The sequence below is a fragment of the Streptomyces sp. NBC_00335 genome (assembly GCF_036127095.1).
In the GTDB taxonomy this organism is placed as follows: domain Bacteria; phylum Actinomycetota; class Actinomycetes; order Streptomycetales; family Streptomycetaceae; genus Streptomyces.
This window is the reverse complement of the sequence record NZ_CP108006.1, coordinates 5,101,082-5,124,509: the sequence shown is the minus strand read 5'-3', so window position 1 is coordinate 5,124,509 and position 23,428 is coordinate 5,101,082. Positions and strand designations below refer to the sequence as shown.

The window sequence follows — 23,428 nt, the reverse complement described above, 5'->3', positions numbered from 1 at the left end:
GCTCCGGCCGGTCCACCCCCACGCGAAGGCGCCCCGTCACCGGATCTCCGGTGGCGGGGCGCCTTCGTGTGCGCCGAGGCGGTTCAGTGGCCGGCGCGTTCCGGGGCGTGCGGTTCCAGGCCGTGCGGTTCCAGAAACTCCAGCCGGTTGCCCACCGGGTCCTCGGAGTAGAAGCGGCGGTGTCCCGGCAGGTTGTCGTCCCAGACGACCGTGGCGCCTCGCGCCTGAAGTCTTTCGGCGTAGGTCACGATGCCGTCGACCCTGAGTCCCGGGTGGGCCTTGCGGGCGGGGTGGAAGTCCTCCTCGATGCCCAGGTGGAGCTGGACAGGCCCGGCGGCGAACCAGCAGCCGCCGCGCGCCGCCAGCACCGGCGGCTTGGGGATCTCGGTCATGCCGAGCACCTCGGTGTAGTACGCGCGCAGCCGGTCCTCCGAGCCGGGCGGGGCGGCGAGCTGGACGTGGTCGACTCCGGCGAGCATGCTCAGGCCTCCCTGCGGGCTACGGCGAAGATCCGGCGGAACGGGAAGACGGTGCCGCGGGGGCCCATGGGGTAGGCCTCGCGGAGCAGGGCGCGGTACTCGGCCAGGAAGGCCGCGGCGGCTTCCTCGTCGTCGGCCAGCGCGGTGAGCACGGGCCGCAGTGCGGTGCCCTTGACCCAGTCCAGTACCGGGTCGGGGCCCTGGAGCAGCTGGTGGTACGTGGTCTCCCACACGTCGGCGGTGCAGCCGAGTTCGGTGAACCGCTCGAGGTATCCGGAGGGTTCCAGGATGTGGATGTAGCGCGCTCCGTGTCCGGCGAGCCGGGCCCGCCAGCGCGGGGCGTCGCACAGCTCGGCGAGGATCCGGTGGCTGGGGGCGGTGAAGTTGCCGGGGATCTGGAAGGCGAAGGTACCGCCGGGGCGCAGTCCGTTGATCCAGGGGGCGAAGGAGCCGGCGTGGCCGGGGACCCACTGGAAGGCGGCGTTGGAGACGATCAGGTCGTGGGGCTCCTCCGGGAGCCAGTCGGCGAGGTTGCCGTGGCGGAAGTCGAGCTTGCCCCCGCCACCGGTGGGGCCGGCGTATTCGGCGTCGGCACGGTGGAGCATCTCCGGGGAGAGGTCGTAGCCGGTGATGTGGGCTTCGGGCCAGCGGTCCGCGAGGAGCGCGGTCACGTTGCCGGGTCCGCAGCCGAGGTCCGCGATGCGGGCGGCCTTGGAGGGGAGCTCCGGTATGCGGGCCAGGAGATCGAGGAAGGGCCTGGCCCGGTGGCCCGCGTGCCGGAGGTACTGCTGCGGGTCCCACGTGGGGGCGGTCGGCGCGACGGGCGCGTCGTCCGTGGGGGATGCGGATGTCGGGGGCGCCGTCGTGGTGGCGGTGCCGGTGGTCGACGCCGGAATCCTGGCCGGCGCGGTATCGGAATGCATGTTCGAGCCTCCCTGCTGGCAGTACGGTCGGAATCGGAAGCTGCTCCGGCCCCCTCCATGCCCCATGGTGGCGAAAAATATATCTCGATGTCAAGATACTTGGAATCGAGATACTCGATTTAAAGAGACTTCACGTCGACAGACCCTTTACACTGATCCGCATGGAGGACGAGGTCGACCGACTGGTCGCGGCATGGCGGCGGGAACGCCCTGACCTCGACGTGGAACCACTCGAGGTGCTCAGCCGCGTCAGCAGGCTCGCGCGGCACCTCGACCGCGCCCGCCGACTGGCCTTCTCCGAGCACGGCCTGGAGCCCTGGGAGTTCGACGTGCTGACCTCGCTGCGGCGAGCGGGCGCGCCCTACCAGCTCTCCCCCGGCCAGCTTTTGACGCAGACCCTGGTGACCTCCGGGACCATGACCAACCGCATCGACCGGCTCGCCAAGAAGGGCCTCGTCGAACGGCTGCCGGACCCCAACGACCGGCGCGGGGTCCTGGTGCGCCTCAGCCCCGAGGGCCGCGACCGCGCCGACCAGGCGCTCGCCGGGCTGCTGGCCCAGGAACGGGCGATCCTGGCCCAGCTCTCGCGGACGCAGCGCGGCGATCTCGCCGGCCTGCTACGCCAGTTGACCGCTCCGTTCGACAACATCCCCGGTTAGTCCCTGCCCCGGCAGTCCGGGCAGGTCGGCGGGGCGTACTCCGGCCCGCCGGGCCAGGGCCACCGCCGCGAGCGTCGAGTGCACGCCCAGCTTCCCCAGCACGTTCTGCATGTGGGTGCGGACGGTGTGCGGGGAGAGGAACAGCCGCGCGGCCACGTCCTTGCGGCCCAGCCCCGCCACCATGCAGCGCAGCACCTCGTGCTCCCTGGGCGTCAGGGACTCCACCAGCCGTTCGCTGTCGGTACGGTGCTTGCGCGCCGCGGTCAGCTCGCGGAGCACTCCGGTGAGCAGCGCGGGCGGAAGGTGCGTCTCCTCGCGCAGGACTCCGCGGACGACGGCCAGGAGCCGCGAGAGCGAGCAGTCCTTGGCCACCCAGCCCGAAGCTCCCGCCTGGAGCGCGAGGGCGGCCCGGCGGGCGTCGTCGCGCTCGGCGAGTACGACCGTACGGACCTCGGGATGGGATACCCGGACGCCTGCCACCAGCGCGATCCCGTCGGCGGCGGGCGGCGCGGAGCCGGACTCCCGCTGCACGGGGACGCCCGCGGGGACGGCGGCCAGGTCCGAGTCGACCAGCAGGACGTCGAAGCGGCGGCCCTCGGCCACCGCGCGTTCGAGACAGCGCAGCGCGGCGGGGCCGCTGCCGGCCGCGGAGACGTCCACGTCCGGTTCGGCCGCGAGCGCGGCGGCGAGAGATTCGGCGAAGATGCGGTGATCGTCGACCACGAGTACCCGGATACGGACCACAAAACCCCCAAGGGTCGGGGAACGGACGGCTGCGGGTACGACGCCCGGACCGGGTGATCCGCAGGCGCCCCGGCCGCCGCCGTGACATCTCTGCACTACCCCGGACCGGACGTCGTACCCGACTTGTCTCGACCCCTGAATCAACACCGGCCCCCACCGGTGTCACGCATCAGCGTAGGGCCGGGGTCGGCTCGTGGTTGGCCGAATTGCAGAAGTTTTCCGAGCGATTTTCCGGCGAGGCGCTTCCGGAGGGGCCGCAGGATGGCTTGAAATCGACTACTCCCCTTCCGTGGAGGTCCCGTTGCGTCCCGTGGTGTGCCATGGGCAGTTGCACGGGGGGTATTTCACTCGGCGTGCGCACGCCGGGCGCCCGCGCGAAGCGCCCGGCGAGGGCGCGCCCGCACCACACGCGCGCCCCTGCCCTGGTGGGGGCGGGGGCGCGGCTGCGACCGGGGTGGTTCAGGGGTGCCCGTGGGCTCAGCCGCGCCGGGCGCGGGTGAAGTTCCAGGCGTCCGTCACGATGCCCGTGAGGTCCGAGCGGGTCGGGGTCCAGCCGAGGCGCTCGTGGGCCGTGCGGGCGGAGGCGACGAGGAAGGCCGGGTCGCCGGCCCGGCGCGGGGCCACGACCTCGGGGATCTCCTTCCCGGTGACCTTGCGGACCGTCTCGATGACCTCGCGGACCGAAAACCCGCTGCCGTTGCCGAGGTTGCACACCAGGTGCTCCCCCTCGGCGGCCACCCGCAGCGCCGCCAGGTGGGCCTCGGCCAGGTCGGCGACGTGGATGTAGTCCCGTACGCAGGTGCCGTCCGGGGTCGGGTAGTCCTCGCCGAACACGGAGATCGATTCCCGCTCGCCGAGCGCCACTTGCAGCACCAGCGGGATCAGGTGGGTCTCGGGGTCGTGCAGCTCGCCGAACTGCCCGTACGCCCCGGCCACGTTGAAGTAGCGCAGCGAGACCGCCGCGAGGCCGTGCGCCGTGCACTCCCCCGCGATCATGTGGTCGACGGCCAGCTTCGAGGCCCCGTACGGGTTGGTGGGGGCGGTCACCGAGGACTCGGTGAGCGGCCCGTCGCCGGGCTCCCCGTAGGTGGCCGCGGTGGAGGAGAACACCAGCCGGCGCACGCCCGCCCCGCGCATCGCGGCCAGCAGGGCCAGGGTGCCGCCGACGTTGTTCTCCCAGTACTTGCCCGGGTTCACCACGGATTCGCCGACCTGCGAGGAGGCCGCGAAGTGCAGGACCCCGTCGTAGGAGGGGTCCAGGTGTTCGGCGGCGTCCTGGATGCGGCCCTCGATGAAGGCGGCGCCGGCCGGCACCCCGGAACGGAAGCCGGTGGAGAGGTCGTCGAGGACGGTGACCTCGTGCCCCGCCTCCAGGAGGTGGGCGGCGACCACCCCGCCCACGTATCCGGCTCCGCCGGTGACCAGGTATTTGGAAGACGCGATCTCGCTCACGTGCCTGCTGCCTCTCGCCGGGGAAAAGCACGCGCCGTACGCGTGCTGGTCACCGGCATACCCGAATCCGCGCCGCCGGGGAAATCCCGGACCCGGATCAGGGCCGGGCGCCCCCCGACGGCGGCAGTCCGGCCCGGTCCAGCAGACCGGTACGGGCAGCCAGCGCGGCCGCCTCCAGCCGCGAGCCCACGCCCAGCTTCATCAGCACCCGCTGGACGTGCGTGCGCGCGGTGCTCGGCGCGATGGCCATGCCGGCGGCGATGAGCCGGGTGTCCTCGCCCTCGGCGACCCGGACCAGCACCTCCACCTCGCGCGGGGTGAGCAGCCGCAGCAGCCGGCTGCCCTCGTCGTCGGGCTGGGCTGCGGGGTTGAGCAGTTCGGCGAAGGCCCCCTGCAACAGCTGCGGCGCGATGGCCACTTCCCCCGCCCGGGCCTTGGCCAGCGCCCGCTCCACGCCCTCGATGCGCTCGTCGTGGCGTACGTACCCCGAGGCGCCGGCCGCGAAGGCGGCGGCGATCCCGCGCGGGCTGGGCACCGGGCCCAGGACGACCACGGCGATCTGAGGACGCTCCCGCTTGATCCGGACGATCGGCTCGAAGACCCCGGGCTCGGCGGGCGTGGCGGTGCCCAGCAGGCAGACCTCCGGCGCCCGGCTGATGACCAGTTCGGCGGCGCCCGCGGCCGGGGCCGCAGCCGCCAGCACCCGGTGGCCGCGCAGTTTCAGGGCCGAGGCGAGCGCCTCGGCCAGCAGCCGGTGCTCGTCGACCACCATGACCCGTACGCCCATTGAGGTACCCACCCCCGCCCTTCTGCCCCGGCAAGCTACACGCTTGTTCGACGGCGCGGTGCGGTAACCGCGCAGAAGCCCCCGGAAGGACGGACCTTCCGGGGGCTTCGGGTGCAGTCGCGCGCGCTCAGGTCACCCTGACGCGGTGGCGCCTGAACGTACTCGTTCCGAGGCGGCTCAGCCGGTGGTGAAGGAGACGAAGGTGTAATAGGGATCCGTTGCCACCGAGGACTTGCTCATGACCGCGGTGCGGGCGATGAAGAGCTTCCCGTTGCCGTAGCGGAATTCACCGGAGTCCGGCAGGAACTGGGTCTCGGCGCGCTGGGACTCCTTCGTCGCCGGGTGCTGCATGAGCAGGGTCTCCTTCATCGTCTTGCCGTCGATGGAGACGACCTGGCCGCCGCCGTCGTAGGGCGGAACCTTGAAGGCGATGATGTTGGAGCCGTCCATGCGCAGCGGGTAGATCGTGTAGCGCTCGCCGGCGTCCGCGCGGTCGGCGGTCAGCTTGCCGGTCTCCAGGTCGAAGGAGACGATCTCGTTGGTGCGGCCGGATTCGCTCGAGCCCTTGTGCTCCTCCGTCGGCAGGTAGAGCTTGCCGTTGCCGACGACCATGTTGGTGCAGTCCTCGACCTCGGTGCCGCACTCGGGGTTGTAGTTGCCCGAGGTGAGCGGGATGCGCGCCTTGAGCTGGCCCGCGTCGTCGACGACGAACAGGTCGCTGACGCCGATGGCGTTCTTGGAGGTGTGGTTGACGTCCGCCGCGGCGATCAGCGGCTTGGTGGAGACGATCTGGCCGTCCTCCACACCCGGGGGGAGCTTGTACGAGTACTTCGGTGCGCCGGTGACCGGGTCGAGCAACTGGGCGGACAGCACGTAGCTCCCGTACCGGCCGCAACGGCGGATCACGCCGAGGGCCGGGCCGCCGCCGTAGCCGAGGTCGCTGCAGTCGTCCGCGTCGACCTTGGGCGTCCACAGGACCTTGCCGTCGGCGAGGTTCCAGGCGCCGCCGCCGTACAGTCCGCCCGCTGCCACGGTCTGGCCGCTGACGGTCACCCCGTCGAACTTGATGGGCTTGTCGCCGCCTCCCTGGGCCTTCATGGTGGCCTTCCACAGGAGCTTGCCGGCGTTCAGGTCGATGACACCGACCTGGTTGCACGGCTGGTACGGCTTCTCGGCCGTCGGCAGGGCCTCGTCGAAGAGGATCGCCGTCTTGTTGTCCGAGACCCAGCGGCTGGCGGCGCAGACGTTGGCGCCGAGCGGGACCTCCCACTTCTTTGCGCCGTCGGCCAGGTTGTAGCCGACGACCTTGCCCATGTCGGACTTGGCGTAGGTGGTGTCGGTGAGCCAGGAGCCGGGGATCTGGACGATCTCCTTCGACTCCGGCATCGGGACGTTGACCAGGGTCTTCGACTTGGTCTTGGCCGGCACCTTCTCGGTGCCGCCGCCGCCCGGCGCCTTGTCGCCGCCGGGGCTCGCGCTGCCGCCGGCCACGGGCTGGTTGCCGGAGCCCTCGTCCTCGCCGGACACGTACCAGAAGCCGCCGCCGACGATGAGGACGATGGCCAGGAGGGCCGCGCCGACGATCATCAGCTGGGTGCGGACCTCGTTGCCGCGGCCGCCGGCCGGGACCGCCGGGCCCTGGGCCGCGTACATGGGCGCGGTGACGGGCTGCGGCTGCTGCGGGTAGCCGTAGGCCTGCTCCTGCGGGTAGCCGTACGAGGCCTGCCCGGCGGGCGGTCCGGCCGGAACCGTCGGCGGCTGGGCCGGGGGCGGCGGCGGGGGGCCGGCCGGCATGGCCGGGTGCGCGGGCGGGGGCGCGGCGAAACCGCCCGGCGGCGGGTCCTGCGGCGCGCCGAAACCGCCGGACGGCGGCTGGCTGGGGGGCGGCGGGGTACTCATCGGTGCTACTGCCTCTCGGTGGGCGGTTTGGCGGACTGCTCGTTCTCGGGGCGGTCGCTCACTTGCCGAAGACCATCAGGAACTTCTCGCTCTTGTTGTCGGCCTTCAGGTGGGAGGCGGAGACGAACAGCCGGCCGTCCACGTAGTCCACCTTCGGGGCGAGGAAGGAGCTCTCCACCGGGGCGGCGGCGCCGGACGGGTTGCGCAGGACCGCGGTGGGCGTGCCCCCGGCGGCCGGGATCGTGAGGACCTCGCCGCCCTTGTCCCTCTCCGCCTCGCGGTAGACGACGACCTGGCCGCCCGCCGCCTTCAGCGGGGTGAGGGTGCGGCCCTCGCCGGCCGGGGTGCGCCACTTCACCTTGCCGGTGGCGAGGTCGAAGGCGACGATCTCGTTCGCCTTGCCGATGTCGGCCTTGGTGGGCAGGTAGAGGGTGTTCGCGTCCACGTAGGAGGAACCACAGCTCTGGATCGAGCGGCTGAAGCTGAAGGTGCCGCCGCAGCCGACGGGGAAGGTGCCTTCGCCGGAGACGGTGGTGCGCTGCTTGCCGTCGGGTCCGAGGACCACGATGGAGCGTTCCTTGCTCTCGCTGTTGCCGAGGTCGAGGACGATCGGGTCCAGCGAGTAGACGTTCTTGACCTGGAAGCCCTTGGGGAGCTTGTAGATCCAGGTGTTCTTGCCGGTGGCCGGGTCGGCGTCCATGACCTGGACGGTCTTGTCGGTGTCCTGGCAGGTCGCGATGGCGATCATCTTGCCGTTCATGGCGGAGAAGTCGCTGGGCTGGCAGCCCTGTTCACGCTTGTTGTCGAAGAGCTTGTCCCCGGTGCTGACCTTGAACGCGCTGCTCATGCCCATCCGGTTGACGACGACGGAGTCGCCGGTGAGGGCGAGGTCGGGGGAGGTGAAGATGTCGAAGAGCCCTTCCTTCGGGACCTCCTTCGACCATCCCTCCTTGCCGGCCTTGAGGTCGATCATCCGCATCTGGTTGCAGTCGGCGCCGTCGGACTCGCCGTTCTCGTACATGACGACGGTCTTGCCGCCCTCGGTCATGCCGGTGACCCCGCAGATCACGGCGGGGAGGGTGAGGGTCCACTTCTCCTTGCCGTCCTTGATCCCGTAGCCGGTGACCGACTTCCAGACGGACTTGACGACGGTGTCGCCGACGATCCACTGCCCCTTGGAGTCGACGCCCGAGCCGGGGCCGTTGATCTTGCTGCTCTTGAACCAGAGGACCTTGCCCTCACCCTGCTTGCGGCCGGCGTTGAGGTCTTCCTCCTCCTCGCTGCCGTTGCCGCTGCCGTCTCCCTTGTCCACGGAGGCGGAGGGCGAGGCCTTGTCGTCGGCGGGCGGCGTGGTGTCCTGCCCGATGACCTTGTCCTTGCCCTTGTCCGCGCCGGCGAAGAACGCGAAGTAGCCGCCGGTGCCCAGGATGAGCACGCCGGCGACGGCGGCCGCGATCAGCACAGCGAGCTTCTTCTTCGGCCCGCCGGGCGGACCGGGCGGCATGCCGGGGGCGCCGGGGACCGTGTTCGGGGGCGGCGGGAAGCCGTAGCCCCCGGGCGGCTGCTGGCCGTAGGGACCCTGCGGCTGCTGGCCGTACGGGCCCTGCGGCTGGGTCTGGGGCTGCGAGCCGTACGGGCCCTGCGGCTGGGGCTGCTGCGCGTACGGGTTCTCACCCTGTGGCGGGAATCCGTAACCGGGCTGCGGGGGCCCTGGCAAGTGACCGTAACCGGAAGGGTTCGGCGGCTGGTTCGGCGGCTGGGGCGGCTCGGTCATCAGCGCATACCTTCGGCTTCGGGTGTGGGAGGAAGCCCTTTCTATCACTGACGACGAGCATGACGCCGGGCCGGTCCGACCCCTGTTCCCAAGGGAGGACCGGCCCGTGATGCCGCTGTTATCAGCCAGTTGGGGCGCGCGGGCCCCGGAGACTACGCGTCTTCGGCGAGCTCCAGCCAGCGCATCTCCAAGTCGTCGCGGTCCGAGATGAGTTCCCGCAGCTCGGCGTCGAGCTTGGCGACCTTGTCGAAGTCGGTGGAGTTCTCGGCGATCTGGGCGTGCAGGCTGCTCTCGCGGTCCGTCATCTTGTTGAGCTGCCGCTCGATCTTCTGCAGCTCCTTCTTCGCGGCGCGCGCGTCCCCGGAGGCCGAGGACTTTCCGGCGGCGGACGGGGCGGGCGCCGGAGCGGCCGCCTCGATCATCTTCCGGCGGCGCTCCAGGTACTCGTCGAGGCCGCGCGGCAGCATCCGCAGGCTCGCGTCGCCGAGCAGGGCCATGACCGTGTCGGTGGTGCGCTCGATGAAGAACCGGTCGTGCGAGATCACGATCATCGACCCGGGCCAGCCGTCGAGGAGGTCCTCCAGCTGGGTGAGGGTCTCGATGTCGAGGTCGTTGGTGGGCTCGTCGAGGAAGAGGACGTTGGGCTCGTCCATCAGCAGGCGCAGGATCTGCAGACGGCGCCGCTCACCACCGGAGAGGTCGCCGACGGGCGTCCACTGCTTCTCCTTGGTGAAGCCGAACTGCTCGCACAGCTGCCCGGCCGTCATCTCGCGGCCCTGGCCGAGGTCGACCCGGTCGCGGACGCGCTGGACGGCCTCCAGGACGCGCAGGGACGGGTCGAGCTCGCCGACCTCCTGCGAGAGGTAGGCCAGCTTGACGGTCTTGCCGACGGTCACGGACCCGGCGGCCGGCTGGACCTCGCCCTGGGTGCGGGCGGCCTCGGCGAGGGCGCGCAGCAGGGAGGTCTTGCCGGCGCCGTTGACGCCGACGAGACCGACGCGGTCACCGGGGCCCAGGTGCCAGGTGAGGTGCTTGAGGAGGGTCTTGGGGCCGGCCTGGACGGTCACGTCCTCCAGGTCGAACACCGTCTTGCCGAGGCGGGCGTTGGCGAACTTCATCAGCTCGGACTTGTCGCGCGGCGGCGGCACGTCGGCGATCAGCTCGTTGGCGGCTTCGATGCGGTAGCGCGGCTTGGAGGTCCGCGCGGGGGCGCCGCGGCGCAGCCAGGCGAGCTCCTTGCGCATCAGGTTCTGCCGCTTGGACTCCTCCGTGGCGGCGATGCGGTCGCGCTCGGCGCGGGCGAAGACGTAGTCGCTGTAGCCGCCCTCGTACTCGTGGACGTCACCGCGCTGCACGTCCCACATGCGGGTGCAGACCTGGTCGAGGAACCACCGGTCATGGGTGACGCAGACGAGCGCGGAGCGGCGTTCCTGGAGGTGCTTGGCCAGCCAGGAGATGCCCTCGACGTCGAGGTGGTTGGTGGGCTCGTCGAGTACGAGCAGGTCCTGGTCGGCGATGAGGAGCTTGGCGAGCGCGATGCGGCGCCGCTCGCCACCGGAGAGCGGGCCGATGACCGTGTCGAGGCCCTGCCCGAAGCCGGGCAGGTCGAGCCCGCCGAAGAGGCCGGTCAGCACGTCGCGGATCTTGGCGTTGCCGGCCCACTCGTGGTCGGCCATGTCCCCGATGATCTCGTGCCGGACGGTGGCCTTGGGGTCGAGCGAGTCGTGCTGGGTGAGCACGCCCATCTGCAGACCGCTGTTCTGGGTGACCCGGCCGCCGTCGGGTTCCTCCAGCTTCGCGAGCATGCGGATGAGGGTGGTCTTGCCGTCGCCGTTGCGGCCCACGACACCGATCCGGTCCCCCTCGGATACGCCGAGGGAGATGCCGTCGAGCAGGGTACGGGTGCCGTACACCTTGCTGACTGCCTCGACATTGACCAGGTTGACGGCCATCAGGAGCGCTCCAGGGAAGGGGTGTGGATCAGCCCCTCAGCCTAACCCTCCGCGAAGTACCGGACCGCTCCACCAGCAGCCAGCCGCCCAGCGCCATGCCGATCGCGGCGGGCGCGGTGACCGGGAGCGCGATCAGGGTGGCGCTGTGGCCTTCCAGGAGCCCGCCGAGACCGGTCGTGGAGAGCCCGAGGACGCCGAGGAGGCAGAGCGCGGTACCGAGGGCGGCGCGGGGGCCGGAGCCGGTGCCGGCGCTGCTCGTGCTGCCTGCGGCGGGCTCCTCGAAGCGCCGGAAGACCGCGACGAGTACGCAGGTCAGCGCGGCGGCGGCGAGGAACCGGACCGGGACCTGGGCCCACCAGGCCGCCCCGGCCGGCTCGGGCAGGGCGATGCCGAGGCCGAGCTGGGCGGCGTACACGGCGAGCATCGCGGTGAGGTGCCAGAGGAAGGCGGTCATGGCGACCCCGTTCGCGGTGACCACGCCGCGCCAGACCCGGGGCCGGGCCAGCCAGTGGGCGGCGGGGCCCCGGAGCAGCTCCACGGCGCCCACGAGCCAGATCCCGTGCGCGAGCAGGGCCAGGGTGGGCGGGGCCATGTTGGAGACCTTCTCCCCGGGCATCCCGACCATGGACAGCGGGTACGGCCCGTACGCCACCAGCAGGACGGCCCCGGCGAGCCCGGCGGCGGCGAGGGCGCCGGGACGGCGGATCCGCCCATCGGCGCGCAGGAAGCCCAGCTGGTGGACGGCGAGCCAGACGAAGGCGAAGTTCAGGAACTCGGCGTACGGGACACCGCCCGCGAAGCGCAGCAGATCGACGGCGGCGGCGGCCGCGGCCAGGGCCCCGAAGGCGGCCCAGCCGTGGCGCTCGTGCAGTTTCAGCAGGGGCGGGGTGAGGGCGACCATCGCGAGGTAGATCCCGATGAACCACAACGGCTGCGTGACCAGCCGGAACGCCGCCCCGGACAGCCGCCCGCCGCCGCCTCCGAGGAGCTGCGCGGCGAGGGCGATGGCGGTCCAGACGGCGACGAACACGAGGGTGGGCCGCAGCAGCCGCCGCAGGCGCGCCCGCAGGAAGGCGGCGTACACCGGGCCGCCGGTGCGGCGCGCGAGGGACCGGTAGGACAGGGCGTGCGAGAACCCGCCGACGAAGAAGAACACCGGCATCACCTGCAGCGCCCAGGTGAGCACCTGCAGCGGCGGCACGACGGCGAGCAGGTTCCCTATGCCGTCGCTGCTGACCGCGGCCATCAGCCAGTGCCCGGCGATGACGGTCCCGAGCGAGGCGACCCGGAGCAGGTCGACGTAGCGGTCCCGCGTGGCGGGGGTGGCGGTGGCGATGTCGCTTGCGCTGGCTCCCATGGGCCCTACGCTCCCGCGCGGGCCTGCTGGGCAACAGGGCGCGGATACTCACTCCCCGCCTAGGTACCCCGGAGCCACGCCCCGGGCCCCCTTCCGCTGCGCGGGGCCTGCGTGGAGCGTGCCGCTGCACGGGGCGGAGTTCCCCTACCCGCCCTTCGCCCGTTCCCCGGAGCTCCGCCCCGGACCCCGCGCCTCAAACGCCGGCGGGGCCGGCCGGGCACCGTCCAGCCCCTCCGGCGTTTGAGGAGCGGGGGTCCGGGGGCCGGCCCCCGGCAACGGCGCCGCACGCGGGGACGGGTCCGGGCGGAGCCCGGGGAACGGTGGAAGGGCGGGCAGGGGACTCCGCCCCGCGCAGCGGCCCGGCGCAAGCCGCCGGTCAGAGGAGGGTCGCGCCCGGGGCCGGGCTGGTGGCCGGGTGGGTGGTGCGGCAGGTGCCGGAGGCGGCCAGGGCGGCTGCGACCTTCGTCGCCGACTCCGCGTCGCGGACCAGGAAGGCCGTCGTGGGGCCGGAGCCGGACACCAGCGCCGCCAGGGCCCCGGCCTCGGTACCCGCCGCGAGGGTGTCCGCGAGTGACGGCCGCAGCGAGAGGGCCGCGGGCTGGAGCCCGTTGGCCAGGGTGGCGGCCAGCTCGTCCGGGTCGCCGGAGGCCAGGGCCGCGAGGAGCGCCGGGGAGGCCTCCGGTACGGGGACCTCCGTGCCGGCGGTGAGCCGGTCGAACTCCCGGAACACCGCCGGGGTGGAGAGCCCGCCGTCGGCCACCGCGAACACCCAGTGGAAGGTTCCGGCGGCCACCGGGGTCAGGATCTCCCCGCGCCCGGTGCCCAGCGCCGCCCCGCCGACCAGGCTGAACGGCACGTCGCTGCCCAGCTCCGCGCAGAGGGCGAGGAGTTCGTCGACCGGGGTCTTCAGGCCCCAGAGGGCGTCGCAGGCCAGCAGCGCGGCCGCCCCGTCGGCGCTGCCGCCCGCCATGCCGCCCGCCACGGGGATCCGCTTCTCGATGTGGAGGTGGACGTCGGGGCTCAGTCCGGCCCGCTCCGCCAGGATCTGCGCGGCCCGGGCCGCGAGGTTGGTCCGGTCGAGCGGCACCTTGCCGGCGTCCGGCCCGGCGCAGGTCACGGTCAGCTCGCCGGCGCCGGCGGGGGTCGCGGTGACCTCGTCGTAGAGGGAGACGGCCAGGAAGACGTTCGCCAGGTCGTGGAATCCGTCCGGCCGGGCCGCGCCCACCGCCAGCTGGACGTTGACCTTCGCGGGGACCCGTACGGTGATGGCCTCGCTCACAGCGCGGGCCTCTCCGCGGCGGGCTTGTGCTCGGCGATCGCCGCGAACTCCTCGACGGTGAGGGACTCGCCGCGGGCCTGCGGGGAGACCCCGGCGGCGACCAGCGCCGCCTCGGCGCCCGCCGCGGACCCGGCCCAGCCGGACAGCGCCGCGCGCAGCGTCTTGCGGCGCTGCGCGAAGGCGGCGTCGACGACGGCGAAGACCTCGGCCTTGGTCGCGGTGGTCTTGACCGGCTCCGCCCGGCGGACCAGGGAGACGAGTCCGGAGTCCACGTTCGGCGCGGGCCAGAAGACCTTGCGGCCGATGGCACCGGCCCGCTTGACGTCCGCGTACCAGTTGGCCTTGACCGAGGGGACGCCGTAGACCTTGTTGCCGGGCTCGGCGGCCAGCCGGTCGGCGACCTCGGCCTGCACCATGACCAGGGTCCGCTCGATGCTCGGGAAGCGGTCGAGCATGGTGAGCAGGACCGGCACGGCCACGTTGTAGGGGAGGTTCGCGACGAGCGCGGTCGGCGGCGGGCCGGGCAGCTCCTTGACCAGCATCGCGTCGGAGTGGACCAGCGTGAAGCGGTCCTTGCGCTCCGGCATCCGCGCCTCGATGGTGGCGGGCAGCGCGGCGGCCAGGATGTCGTCGATCTCGACGGCGACGACCCGGTCGGCGGCCTCCAGCAGTGCGAGCGTCAGCGAGCCCAGCCCGGGCCCGACCTCGACGACCACGTCGTCCGGCCGGACCTCGGCGGTGCGCACGATGCGGCGCACCGTGTTGGCGTCGATGACGAAGTTCTGGCCCTTCTGCTTCGTCGGCCGTACGCCGAGTACGGCGGCCAGCTCCCGGATGTCGGCCGCGCCGAGGAGGGCGGAGGTCTCGGGTGCGGAGGTCGCGGGTGCGGACGTCTCCGGCGCGGAGGTCTCCGGCACGGTCTTTTCGGGCTGCTGCTCTGCGGTGCTCACCGATAAAGGGTACGGCCGCAGTGTGGCCAGGGACTCGCCCCCCGCTGTACGTAGAGCTTCTTCGCCCGGTACGTCTGCTCCGGGCCCGGAGCGTCCTGCGGACGGCCGCTGCCGCCGAGGGCCTGCCAGGTCTGTACGTCGAACTGGTAGAGCCCCCCGTACGTGCCCGAGGGGTCCGTGGCGCCGGGCCGGCCGCCCGACTCGCAGCGGGCCAGCGCGCCCCAGTCGAGGCCGTCCGCGCCCTGGACGGAGGTCGGCAGCGGCTTGGTGCCGACCTTGACGAGCTGGGTGACGGGTTCGCGGACGATCTCCTCGGCGATCCTGCGGGGCTTTTGCCGGACCCCGTTGACGGTGCGCAGGCCGTACGTGACCCTGCGCGCCCCGGGCCGGCCCGAGCGCTCGACGACTTCGGTGCCGGCGAAGAGGGCGGGGTCCTTGACCCGCTCGGTCGCGTACGGGATGCGCTCCTCGCGGATCTCGCGGGTCCCGGTGATGCGCAGGACGGTGACGGTCTGGCCGTCGCGCGGGAAGGAGCCGGCGGGCACGGAGGTGGTGTCCTGGCCGTGGAGGGTGATCCCGGCTTCGTCGAGGGCCTCCTGGACGGTGGCGGCGTTGGTGCGGATGGTCCGCTCGCGGCCGTCGGCCATGAAGGTGATGCTGCGTTCGGTGCGGACGGCGAGGGTCAGGCCGGTCCGTGGCACGGCCGCGGTGCGGGGTGTGGAGAGGTAGGCGCCCTCGGCGCGGATGCCGAACTGGCGCAGCGCGCCGTCCACGGTGCGGGCGGTGGTCCACACCTCGCGCCGCTGTCCGTCGAGGGTCAGGCTCAGCGGACGGCCGTAGCGCAGGACGATCTCGTCCCCGTCGTCGAGAACCTCCGCCCCGGCCGGGGCGACGAGGTCGTGGGGGCCGACTCCGAGTCCTTCGGCGGCGAGCAGCTCGTCCACGTCGCCGGCGAAGGTGTGCAGGGTCCGCGGGACCCCGTCGACGGTGAGGCGTACGGCCTTGTCGGCGGCGACGAAGGCGGTGGTGCCGCCCGCCAGGAACGCGACGACCAGGGCCTGCGGCACGATGCGCCGCCAGGTGTCCCGGGGCGCGGGGGCGGCGCTCCTGCGCCGCCTCGGACCGGGGGCGGTGCCCACGCCGGGGGCGGGGCCGGGGACGGCCGGCGCGGGCACCGTGCCGAGGCCGCCCCCGCCCCGGCGCCGCCCGGTCCCCGCGGGGGCCGGTCCGGCCGGGGCGGTGTCCGGGGGCAGCACCGGCGCGCTGCGACGGCGCCGGCCGGTGGCCGGGGCCTCGGGGGCGAGGTCCGGAACCAGGTCGGGGGCGAGGGCCTGGGCGGAGGCCTGGGCGGGGCCGGCGGCCGGGGCCGCTGCCGGGGCGGGGGTCCGGCCGCGCGCCCGGCGCCCCGACCCGGACTCGGCGGCCGTCCTACGCCGCCCACCGCCCCGGGGGGCGGGCACCCCGGGCTCGGGAGGAGGGCCCGGGGAGGGCGGGTACGGGTCCAGGTCGGCCCCTTGGCTCAGGAGCAGGTCCGGGTCCGCCCCCGGGAACGGGTCCGGGTCCGGGAACGGGCCTTGGCCCAGGAACAGGTCCGGAGCCGGATCCGCCCCCGGGCCCCGGTACGGGTCCGCGTACGGGTCCGGGTCCGGGTCCCGGTAGGCCCCAGGAGCGGCGTCCAGGCTCTGGTCCGCCGCCCGCGTGCCCGGATACGGGTAAGGGTCCGGGTCCGGATCCATGCCCGAGTACGGGTCCCGATCGCGGTCCGTGCCCCGGCCCGTGAACGGGTCCGGGAACGGATCCGGGTCCGGGATGAGCTCCGGTTCCGTGGTCGGGTCCGGGGCCACGGCCCAGGGGTCGCGTCCACCGGCCGGCCAGGCCACATCGCTCATCGCGCTCGCTCCACTGGTCCGTCCGGCTGCTTCGGGCACGGCACCCTAGCGGAGCGGCCGTCACGCTACAAAGCGGGTCGGCTACGGAACGTGGCGAACGGGTGAGGCGTCACGACGGCGGCGCGCACGCCGTCAGTACGCCTCGGTGGACCTCGGTGGACCTCGGTGCGCCCTCAGTACGCGAAGGCGCGGGCCGTGTTGGCCGCCAGTGCCGTCGCCATGGCGTCCTCGTCGATGCCGCGGACCGCGGCCATCGCCCGTACGGTCAGCGGAATGAGGTACGGCGCGTTGGGCCGTCCGCGGTACGGGGCCGGGGTCAGGTACGGGGCGTCCGTCTCCACGAGGACCAGCTCCAGCGGGGCCACCGCGAGGGCTTCGCGCAGCGGCGCCGCGTTCTTGAAGGTGACGGTTCCGGCGAAGGACATGTAGTAGCCCGCGGCGGCGCACTCCCGGGCCATTTCCGCGTCGCCGGAGTAGCAGTGGAAGACGGTCCGCTCGGGGGCGCCCTCCTCGCGCAGGACGCGCAGCACGTCCGCGTGCGCCTCGCGGTCGTGGATGACCAGGGCCTTGCCCTGCCGCTTGGCGATCTCGATGTGCGCGCGGAAGGAACGCTCCTGCGCGGCCATGCCCTCCGGGCCGGTCCGGAAGTAGTCGAGTCCGGTCTCGCCGACCGCCTTCACGTGCGCGAGGGCCGCCAGGGCCTCGATCTCGCCGAGCGCGTCGTCGAGCGCGGCCTCGCCGCCGCCCGTCCGGGCGCCCTGCCTCGACCAGCCGTCGGGGTCCCCGTGCACGATCCGGGGGGCTTCGTTGGGGTGCAGGGCCACGGCCGCGTGGACGGATCCGTACGCGGCTGCGGTCTCGGCGGCCCAGCGGGAGCCCTTCACGTCGCAGCCCACCTGGACGACGGTGGTCACCCCGACGGAGGCGGCCTTGGCGAGGCCCTCCTCGACGGTGCCGGACTGCATGTCCAGGTGGGTGTGGGAGTCGGCGACCGCCACCCGGAGCGGTTCGGGCAGCGGGGGCGGCGCGTCGTTCGGCGTGCTACGGCTCATGCGGCCGATCTTATGACCGGCGGAAGAACCCCAGCAGCCGGGCCATCGGCCCGGGCCGTTCCATCGGGACCGGGCCGGGTCCCTCGTGCGGCGGGGCCTTGCGGGGCTTGGGGGCCTTCGCGGTGTACCCGGCGGGCACCGGGCCGGCGATCCCCGGGGCCGCGCGGTGGTGGTAGAGCTGGTCGAGCATGCCGATGACCGACTTCACCTGGCCCTCCCGCATGATCCGCACCACGTGGCCGCCGCAGTTCATGCAGGTCGGATTGGACAGGGGGGAGGGGACCCGCTCGCCGTCCGCCTTGTAGACGATGAAGGGCAGGCCCCGGCCGTCGGTGTGGTGCTCTATCTCGTATCCCTGCTCCCAGCCGTATCCGCACTTCATGCACGCGAAGGAGTACGCCTCGTGCACGGACGGTACGGCCTCGGGAGCGGATGGGGGGAGGGGTCGGGGTTCGGCGATCTCACTCATGCCAGCTCCTCTTGTTCCACTGCTGCCATTGCCAGTGGACGCCTCTTCGGGCGGGAGCGCATCAGGCCCTGTCTAGTGTTGGACGGTCCTTGGGCGAGTCATGCCCAAAGCGCCCGGTGCGCGGTCTGAGCTTTGCTTTTCAGGTTAGCTCTTTACCGACCGACGGCGACTTTTGTGCCGCGTTCTTTGCCGCGACCACCGCGTCGAACACCTCGCGCTTGGGTACCCCGGCCTCCGCCGCGACCGCGGCGATGGCCTCCTTGCGCCGCTCCCCCGCCTCCTCGCGCACCCGTACGCGGTCCACCAGCTCCTCGGCGCCGATGTCGCCGGGGGCCGCGGCCGGGGCTCCCTCGACGACCACGGTGATCTCCCCGCGCACGCCTTCGGCGGCCCAGGCCGCCAGCTCGCCGAGCCCGCCGCGCTTGACCTCCTCGTAGGTCTTGGTCAGCTCGCGGCAGACGGCGGCGCGCCGGTCGGCGCCGAAGACCTCGGCCATCGCGGCCAGGGTGTCGTCGAGCCGGTGCGGGGCCTCGAAGTAGACGAGGGTGCGGCGTTCGGCGGCGAGTTCGCGGAGCTTGCTCAGGCGCTCGCCGGCCTTGCGGGGCAGGAAGCCCTCGAAGCAGAAGCGGTCGACCGGCAGCCCGGAGAGGGCGAGCGCGGTGAGGACGGCGGAGGGCCCGGGAACGGCCGTGACCTTGATGTCCTTCTCCACGGCGGCGGCGACGAGCCGGTAGCCGGGGTCGGAGACGGAGGGCATGCCGGCGTCCGTCACCAGCAGGACGCGCTTGCCGGCCTCCAGGGCCTCGACCAGTTCGGGGGTGCGCGCGGACTCGTTGCCCTCGAAGTACGACAGGACGCGCCCGGTGGTGCACACGCCGAGCCCCTGCGTCAGCCTGCGCAGCCGCCGGGTGTCCTCGGCGGCGATCACGTCGGCCCGCTCCAGCTCGGTGGCGAGCCGCGGCGGGGCGTCGGCGAGGTCGCCGATGGGGGTCCCGGCGAGGACGAGGACGCCTCCCGCGAGTGCGTCGGAGGGAGCCGGGGAGGGGGCTTCGGCGGAGCCGGGCTGGTCAGTGGTCACCGCCCCATCCTCTCAGCCGCCCCAACCGCCGCGCCCCACACTCCCGTCCCCCTGGGTGCGGCACAGGGTCGTTCCCTACGATGTGCCGGTGACCAGTACCGCGACGCCGCCGCCCAGCCCTGCGGGGGCCCCGCCCGCCACCGAGGCCGGGCCCGGCCCGGACCCCGCCGACCAGCCGTCCGCCTGGCTGCGCCGTCTGCGCGGCTTCGGCTACGTGCCGCCCGCCGGGGCGAAGCGGCCGTCGGACGTGCGCACCCGCCTGGTGCCCCCGTACGCACGGCCGTCCGCGCAGCTGTGGGCGCAGATCGGGATCGGGCCGGCCGCGGCGGTGCGCTGGGAGCGGGTGCTGGCGTGGGCCGGTCCGCTGCTGGTGGCGCTGGTCGCCGGGGTGCTGCGGTTCGCCCACCTGGGCACCCCGAAGGCGGTGATATTCGACGAGACGTACTACGCCAAGGACGCCTGGGCCACGGTCAAGCAGGGCTACGAGGCGAGCTGGCCCAAGGACATCGACAAGTCGATCCTCGCCAACCCCGACGGGGTCCCCCTCCCCCTGGACCCGGGCTACGTCGTGCACCCGCCGGTCGGCAAATGGGTGATCGGGCTGGGCGAGTGGATGTTCGGCTTCGACCCCTTCGGCTGGCGGTTCATGACCGCGCTGCTCGGCACCCTGTCCGTGCTGATGCTGTGCCGCATCGGCCGGCGGCTGTTCCGCTCCACCTTCCTGGGCTGCCTGGCCGGCCTCCTGCTGGCCGTGGACGGCCTGCACCTGGTGATGAGCCGGACCGCCCTGCTCGACCTGGTGCTGATGTTCTTCGTGCTGGGCGCCTTCGGCTCGCTGGTGATCGACCGGGACAAGGTGCGGGCCCGGCTCGCCGCGGCGCTCCCGGTGGGCGAGGACGGGCGGACCCGGCCGGACGCCACCATCGCGGAGACGCTGAAGCTGGGCTGGCGCCCGTACCGGCTCCTGGCCGGGGTCTGCCTGGGCCTGGCCTTCGGCACGAAGTGGAACGGCCTGATCGTGCTGGCCTTCTTCGGCGTGCTGACCGTCCTGTGGGACGCGGCCGCCCGCCGTACGGCGGGCGCGGGCGCCCCGTACGCGGCGATGCTGCGCCGCGACAGCTGGACCGGCTTCCTCTCCCTCGTCCCCGTGGCGATCTCCGTCTACGTGGCCTCGTGGCTCGGCTGGATCCTCTCCCCCGACAACGGCAAGGGCGGCTACTTCCGCGACTGGGCCGCCAAGAACGACCAGCACAGCTCGTGGTCCTTCATCCCGGAGTGGCTGCGCAGCCTGTGGCACTACGAGACGGAGGTCTACAAGTTCCACGTGGGCCTGACCTCGGGCCACACCTACGAGTCGAACCCGTGGAGCTGGCTGGTCCTGGGCCGCCCCGTCTCCTACTTCTACGAATCCCCCGCACCCGGCACCGACGGCTGCCCGGCGACGGAAACGGCCAAGTGCGCGCGCGAGGTGCTGGCGCTCGGCACGCCGCTGCTGTGGTGGACGGGCTGCTTCGCGCTCCTGTACGTGCTGTGGCGGTGGTTCTTCCGCCGCGACTGGCGGGCGGGCGCGATCGCGTGCGCGCTGGGCGCGGGCCTGCTGCCCTGGTTCAACTACCAGGAGCGGACCATCTTCTTCTTCTACGCGGTGGTCTTCGTCCCGTACCTGTGCCTGGCGGTGGCCATGATGATCGGCGCCCTACTGGGCCCCGCCGGCTCCTCGGAACGCCGCCGCGCCCTGGGCGCGGTGGCGGCGGGCGTACTGATCCTCCTGATCGTGTGGAACTTCATCTACTTCTGGCCCATCTACACCGGCCAAACGATCCCGATGGACTCCTGGCAGAACCGGATGTGGCTGGACACCTGGGTGTAGCGGGCGAAGCGAGGACCCCGGCACCGGGCGGTGCCGGGGTCGCTTCCCCGGCACCACGTGCGCGACCCGTGCCGCTGCCGGATCTGCTGGCTACTCTGTGGCCGCAGGCAACAACGGGCTGGAGGGGGCGGGTTCGTGGATCCGGAAATGGCCGTGCTGGCGAGTACAGCCGGAACAAGTCTGGTCACTTTGTTGACCACCGAGGCATGGCAACGTGCCAGGGACGGTGTCGCCGCGCTGTGGCGCCGTGCCGAGCCGGAACGGGCCGAGGCGATAGCCGCCGAACTCGACGTGACCCGGAGCGACCTGCTGGCCGCAGAGGCCGGCGGCGACCTCGATTCCCGCGGCGAACTGAGTGCGGAGTGGCAGGGACGCCTACGGCGACTGCTCGCCGCGCATCCGGATGAAACGGAGGCGCTGCGGACGCTGCTCACCGAACTGGCCCCGTACGCGCCGGCGGACCCCTCGGTGACGCAGCACGCCACCGCCTCCGGCAACGCCCGGGTCTACCAGGCCGGCCGGGACCAGAACTTCGGCCACCGATGAGCGGCCGGAACGACGCCCGGGCCGACGGCCGGGGCCGCGTCTACCAGGCCTCCGGCGACCAGCACATCACGGAGCACCACCACCATTCCCCCGACTGGTCGGGTCCGGACTCCGTACGCCGCCCATCGGTCGGCCGAACGCCCGTGGTGCTCCGCGACCGCGTCGGAGAGATGGACCGACTGCGCGCCGCCGTCGAACCCGGCATCGCCAACCGCGTCTACGTCCTGCACGGCCTGGGCGGCTGCGGCAAAACCGCCGTCGCCTGCGCGCTCTTCCAGCACGCGACCCACCAGGCGGGCCGAATCGGGCTGTGGGTCAACGCTTCCGACCCGGCTTCCCTGAGGGCGGGCATGCTCGCCGTCGCGGCCGACCGCGGAGCCACCGACGGTGAGCTGATGGGAGCACGCGCCGGATTACGGCCCGCCGCCGATCTCGTGTGGCACTACCTCGACCACTCCGAAGAGCCCTGGCTGCTGGTCCTCGACAACGCCGACAACCCCGCCATCCTGCGCGACGGCGGCTGGCTGCGCACCAGCCCCACCGGGATCGTGGTCGTCACCACCCGGCAAGCAGCGGCTCACTGGTGGCCCGGGGCGGATCTGCTCCAGTTCGGTGTGCTCCCGCGCGAGGACGCCGCCCTCGTGCTCCGCGACCTCGCACCGCACGCCGGATCGCTCGAAGACGCCGCGGAGGTCGCCGACCGTCTCGGTCGACTGCCCCTGGCTCTCACCCTCGCCGGTGGATTCCTCGCTCATCAGGTGATCGACCCGTGGAGCCTCTCCGACTACGGCCGCCGGCTCGACGGCGGCGCGGGCCTGGACCCCATCGAGCTCATCGAACAGGGGGCCGCAGCCATCGGTGGCGATTCCCGGCACCTGCCCAGCCGCACCTGGCAGCTCTCCCTCGATGCCCTCACCGAACAGGGCCGCCCCGAAGCCGGCCACCTCCTGCGCCTGCTCGCCTGCTGGTCCAGTGACCCGTTGCCGCTGTCGGTCCTGCTCGGGGCCGAACTCGGCCCGGCGCTCGCGGCATCCCACGTCGAATCGGCCCTGCGCGGGCTCCTCGACCACTCCCTCACCGAGCTGAACCCCGGAGAGACCCGCTGCCTGCGCACCCACGGCGTACTGCTCGACAGCGTGACCCGGGCCACGCCCGCGGACCAGCACGAGCAGCTGTCCGCCACCGCGGCCCGCCTGTGTCTCGCCGTACTGCCGGAAGTACCCGACCGGGGGGCGCAGGACCCCCGGGTGAACCTCCTGGCCCCGCACGTGATCGCCCTCCTGCGCAGAGCGACGAGTTGGGAAACCAGCCGAGCGACGGTGGAAGCGGCGGCGGAGTGCGCCTTCCGGCTCGTCACCGCAGTCCACAGGTCCGGCGACTACACCTCGGCATTGAGCCTGGGCGGCGACGCCGTGACGTTGCTCGGTCCACGACTGGCCGAGGACAGCATCTGGCTCATCAGGCTGCACCGGCGCATGGGTCTGGCTCTGTTCCGCCTCGGCCGGTTCCAGGAGTCCGAGGCCGTTTTGCGGAAGGTCCTGGAGGACTGCGAACGAGAACTGGGCCCGGAAGCACCCGAAACCCTCGCGGCCTGCAGAAGCCTGGGCAGGCCGCTGGTCAACCTCGACCGAATCCCGGACGGCATTGCGCTTTATCGTCGAGCAGTGGAGGGATACATTCGAGCGCTCGGCCCGGTACACCCCCTTACTCTTCTCGCACGATCAGCCCTCCTGGAATATTCCGCACAACCGGCAGAATTGGACGCGGGAGCAGGCTGGGTGGCGGAATGCCATCGCGAGCTCGGAGAAGAGCACACCATCACGCTGGGGGTAGAACTCGACTACGCCGACGCCCTCCGTCGCACCGCACGACCAGAAGCAGCCTTGCCCTACGCCCGCTCCGCCTTTGCGAAATATCTGCGACGGTTCGGCCCCGATTACCCCATCTCATTGAATTCACGGAGCGCTCTGAGCAAAATTCTGCACGCCCTCGGCCAGAACAGCGAGGCGATCGAGCACGTCCAGGGGGTCGTGGAGGGTCGCATCAGGGTGCTGGGCCTGAACCATCCGTGGACCGTTCTGGCCCAGGAAACTCTGCAGGAATATCGAGCTTCGCCGAGAGAAGCATGACCTGACGCACCGGCAGGGACTTTCCCGTCAGAACCGGATGCGGCGGACACCCGGTCGCGGCGGGATCCCCGCGGTTGCGGGCGCCCAGGGCAACCAAACCCCTGAACCGTTTGTCTGTTCGACGTAAGGTCTACTCCATG

At 72.6% G+C, this 23,428-nt stretch carries 19 protein-coding genes; 4 read left to right on the top strand and 15 right to left on the bottom strand.

The annotated features are described in order from the left end of the window. Window positions 1-83: 83 nt before the first annotated feature. Window positions 84-479 (bottom strand): VOC family protein, encoded by a 396-nt coding sequence (locus tag OHA37_RS23165; protein ID WP_266908092.1) that lies wholly within the window; start codon window positions 477-479, stop codon window positions 84-86. A gap of 2 nt (window positions 480-481) precedes the next feature. Further along, window positions 482-1,402, bottom strand: coding sequence for a trans-aconitate 2-methyltransferase (locus OHA37_RS23160; RefSeq protein ID WP_266908090.1), 921 nt, complete (start codon window positions 1,400-1,402; stop codon window positions 482-484). Between the two features lie 161 nt (window positions 1,403-1,563). Here OHA37_RS23160 and OHA37_RS23155 point away from each other — a divergent pair, with 161 nt between their 5' ends. Further along, the gene (locus tag OHA37_RS23155) at window positions 1,564-2,061 is read left to right on the top strand and encodes a MarR family winged helix-turn-helix transcriptional regulator (RefSeq protein ID WP_243335294.1); all 498 of its coding nucleotides are present in this window, start codon (window positions 1,564-1,566) and stop codon (window positions 2,059-2,061) included. Here the strand turns inward: OHA37_RS23155 and OHA37_RS23150 are convergent. The 13 genes from OHA37_RS23150 to rsmI all read right to left on the bottom strand — a co-directional run bounded on the left by OHA37_RS23150 (window position 2,020) and on the right by rsmI (window position 18,743). Beyond that, entirely contained in the window at window positions 2,020-2,805 is a 786-nt protein-coding gene (locus tag OHA37_RS23150) for a response regulator transcription factor (protein ID WP_266908088.1), read from the bottom strand. The genes OHA37_RS23155 and OHA37_RS23150 overlap by 42 nt on opposite strands. Window positions 2,806-3,282: 477 nt before the next feature. Further along, a complete protein-coding gene (galE, locus tag OHA37_RS23145; protein WP_266908086.1) occupies window positions 3,283-4,257 on the bottom strand; it encodes a UDP-glucose 4-epimerase GalE in 975 nt (324 codons plus the stop codon). A gap of 97 nt (window positions 4,258-4,354) precedes the next feature. Then, on the bottom strand, window positions 4,355-5,044 hold the full coding sequence (locus OHA37_RS23140) for a response regulator transcription factor (protein WP_266913012.1): 690 nt from the start codon (window positions 5,042-5,044) through the stop codon (window positions 4,355-4,357). 177 nt (window positions 5,045-5,221) lie between these two features. After that, window positions 5,222-6,943 carry an outer membrane protein assembly factor BamB family protein gene (locus OHA37_RS23135; protein WP_266908084.1) on the bottom strand — a complete coding sequence of 574 codons (1,722 nt, stop codon included), beginning with the start codon at window positions 6,941-6,943 and terminating at the stop codon, window positions 5,222-5,224. 58 nt (window positions 6,944-7,001) lie between these two features. Then, the gene (locus OHA37_RS23130) at window positions 7,002-8,717 is read right to left on the bottom strand and encodes an outer membrane protein assembly factor BamB family protein (RefSeq protein WP_266908082.1); all 1,716 of its coding nucleotides are present in this window, start codon (window positions 8,715-8,717) and stop codon (window positions 7,002-7,004) included. 152 nt (window positions 8,718-8,869) lie between these two features. After that, window positions 8,870-10,669 carry an ABC-F family ATP-binding cassette domain-containing protein gene (locus tag OHA37_RS23125; RefSeq protein WP_266908080.1) on the bottom strand — a complete coding sequence of 600 codons (1,800 nt, stop codon included), beginning with the start codon at window positions 10,667-10,669 and terminating at the stop codon, window positions 8,870-8,872. A 28-nt stretch (window positions 10,670-10,697) separates the two neighbouring features. Then, the gene (locus tag OHA37_RS23120; protein ID WP_266908078.1) at window positions 10,698-12,026 is read right to left on the bottom strand and encodes an acyltransferase family protein; all 1,329 of its coding nucleotides are present in this window, start codon (window positions 12,024-12,026) and stop codon (window positions 10,698-10,700) included. A gap of 376 nt (window positions 12,027-12,402) precedes the next feature. After that, complete coding sequence (locus OHA37_RS23115; RefSeq protein ID WP_266908076.1) at window positions 12,403-13,305, bottom strand: 4-(cytidine 5'-diphospho)-2-C-methyl-D-erythritol kinase; 903 nt, start codon at window positions 13,303-13,305, stop codon at window positions 12,403-12,405. Continuing rightward, window positions 13,302-14,222, bottom strand: coding sequence for a 16S rRNA (adenine(1518)-N(6)/adenine(1519)-N(6))-dimethyltransferase RsmA (gene rsmA, locus OHA37_RS23110; RefSeq protein ID WP_266913010.1), 921 nt, complete (start codon window positions 14,220-14,222; stop codon window positions 13,302-13,304). Before rsmA ends, OHA37_RS23115 begins: the two co-directional genes overlap by 4 nt. Before the next feature lie 29 nt (window positions 14,223-14,251). Beyond that, on the bottom strand, window positions 14,252-15,430 hold the full coding sequence (locus tag OHA37_RS23105; RefSeq protein ID WP_443046318.1) for a ubiquitin-like domain-containing protein: 1,179 nt from the start codon (window positions 15,428-15,430) through the stop codon (window positions 14,252-14,254). An 887-nt stretch (window positions 15,431-16,317) separates the two neighbouring features. Next, window positions 16,318-17,196, bottom strand: coding sequence for a TatD family hydrolase (locus OHA37_RS23100; protein WP_266908074.1), 879 nt, complete (start codon window positions 17,194-17,196; stop codon window positions 16,318-16,320). Window positions 17,197-17,206: 10 nt separating this feature from the next. After that, window positions 17,207-17,665 carry a hypothetical protein gene (locus tag OHA37_RS23095; RefSeq protein WP_266908072.1) on the bottom strand — a complete coding sequence of 153 codons (459 nt, stop codon included), beginning with the start codon at window positions 17,663-17,665 and terminating at the stop codon, window positions 17,207-17,209. A 139-nt stretch (window positions 17,666-17,804) separates the two neighbouring features. Beyond that, window positions 17,805-18,743, bottom strand: a complete 939-nt coding sequence (gene rsmI / locus OHA37_RS23090; protein ID WP_266908070.1) for a 16S rRNA (cytidine(1402)-2'-O)-methyltransferase — start codon at window positions 18,741-18,743, stop codon at window positions 17,805-17,807. Between the two features lie 88 nt (window positions 18,744-18,831). On the opposite strand from rsmI, the gene OHA37_RS23085 reads away from it, so the two are divergent. The 3 genes from OHA37_RS23085 to OHA37_RS23075 all read left to right on the top strand — a co-directional run bounded on the left by OHA37_RS23085 (window position 18,832) and on the right by OHA37_RS23075 (window position 23,288). After that, window positions 18,832-20,613: a dolichyl-phosphate-mannose--protein mannosyltransferase gene (locus OHA37_RS23085; RefSeq protein WP_443046199.1), complete on the top strand. Its 1,782-nt coding sequence runs from the start codon at window positions 18,832-18,834 to the stop codon at window positions 20,611-20,613. 192 nt (window positions 20,614-20,805) lie between these two features. Beyond that, window positions 20,806-21,159, top strand: a complete 354-nt coding sequence (locus tag OHA37_RS23080; RefSeq protein ID WP_323182357.1) for a hypothetical protein — start codon at window positions 20,806-20,808, stop codon at window positions 21,157-21,159. Beyond that, complete coding sequence (locus tag OHA37_RS23075) at window positions 21,156-23,288, top strand: tetratricopeptide repeat protein (RefSeq protein ID WP_266908066.1); 2,133 nt, start codon at window positions 21,156-21,158, stop codon at window positions 23,286-23,288. The genes OHA37_RS23080 and OHA37_RS23075 overlap by 4 nt, the downstream gene beginning before the upstream one ends. Window positions 23,289-23,428 lie beyond the last annotated feature (140 nt).